This is a genomic window from Agromyces sp. NDB4Y10, assembly GCF_001620055.1.
Lineage (GTDB): Bacteria > Actinomycetota > Actinomycetes > Actinomycetales > Microbacteriaceae > Agromyces > Agromyces indicus.
In genome coordinates, this window is sequence record NZ_LQGY01000041.1 from 1 (window position 1) to 1,372 (window position 1,372).

General features: G+C 78.4%; 1 pseudogene. It reads left to right on the top strand.

Going from position 1 to position 1,372, the window contains the following annotated elements:
- Positions 1–1,372: pseudogene (locus AVP42_RS16710) on the top strand (hypothetical protein); the annotation flags it as partial.

Genomic DNA, 1,372 nt, shown 5'->3' on the forward strand with positions numbered 1-1,372 from the left:
GCGCGCGCCGCCCGCCTCCACCGGCGGCTCGCCTGGGCGCCCGCCGCCCTCGTGCCGCTGCACTGGCTGGCGCTCCTGCCGATCGCGATCGGCCGCTCCCTGCGCCACCTCCTCGTCAAGACGCCCGGGGCGATCCCGGGCGAGTTCCGCGCCGCGGTCGGCGTCATGGCCCGCCCGGGCCGCGTGCTCCGGACACGCAAGCGGGCGGCCGCGACGCGGACGGCGCGCTGGTCCTCGATCGCCCCGCTCCGCGTCCGCCGCGACGAGGTCCGCCTCCGACGGCAGCAGGCCGCCGAGGCGCGTCGGCAGCGTGCACGAGGCCGCGTCGAGGACGTCCAGTTCTTCGCGACCGGCGGTGGGTGGGTGCTGCTCGGCGCGCTCGTGGCATCCGGCGTGCTCTTCGCCCCGCTGCTCGCCGCCGGCGGCATCGCCGGCGGCGCCCTGCTGCCGCTGTCCGACGACCTCCCGACGCTCTGGCGCAACGCCGCCTACGGATGGCGCGACGTGGACGGCGGGTTCACCGGTGCCGCGGACCCCTTCGCGGGCGTGCTGGCCCTGCTCGGCAGCACCGCCTTCTGGAATCCGTCCTGGGCGCTGCTCGCCCTCTGGCTGCTCGCCATCCCTCTGTCGAGCCTCGGCGGGTGGTTCGCCGCCGCCAGGCTCACCGAGCGCACCTCGCTGCGCGTGCTCGGCGGGGTCCTGTGGGCCGCCGCGCCGCCGCTGCTCGACTCGCTGGCCGCCGGCCGGCCGGCCGCGGTCATCGTGCACATCCTGCTGCCGTGGCTCGCCGTCCTCATGTTCGCGGCAGCGACCTCGTGGGCGGCGGCCGCCGCGGCCTCGCTCGCGTTCGCGATCGTGATCGCCTGCGCCCCGAGCCTCGCCCCCGCGATGGTCCTCGCGTGGATCGCCGCGCTGCTGCTGAGCGGCCGGGCCGCGGTGCGCCTCGCGGGCATCCCGCTGCCGGCGCTCGCGCTGTTCCTTCCCCTGATCCTCGAGCAGGTCGCCCGCGGCACGCCGTTCGGGCTGCTCGCCGACCCCGGAGTGCAGCGCCCGTCGGCGATGCCCTCCCCGGGGCAGACCGCGCTCGGCCAGGCGTCGGGCACCTGGGGCCGTTGGGAGGACGCCTTCGGCGGCCTCGTCGCCGCGGCCGTGCCGGCCCCGATCGTGCTCGCCGCGCTGCTCGCCCCGCTCGCCCTCACGGCGGTCGCGGTCGTCGCCTCCAGGCGGTACCGGGGCGGCCTGCTCGCCCTGGCGCTCGCCGCCCTCGGCTACGCGACCGCCGTCGCCGCCGCGCACCTCGCGGTGGCCTCGACGGGCGAGCGGCCCGTGGCCCTCTGGACCGGCGCGGCGCTCAGCCTGATGTGGTTCGGCC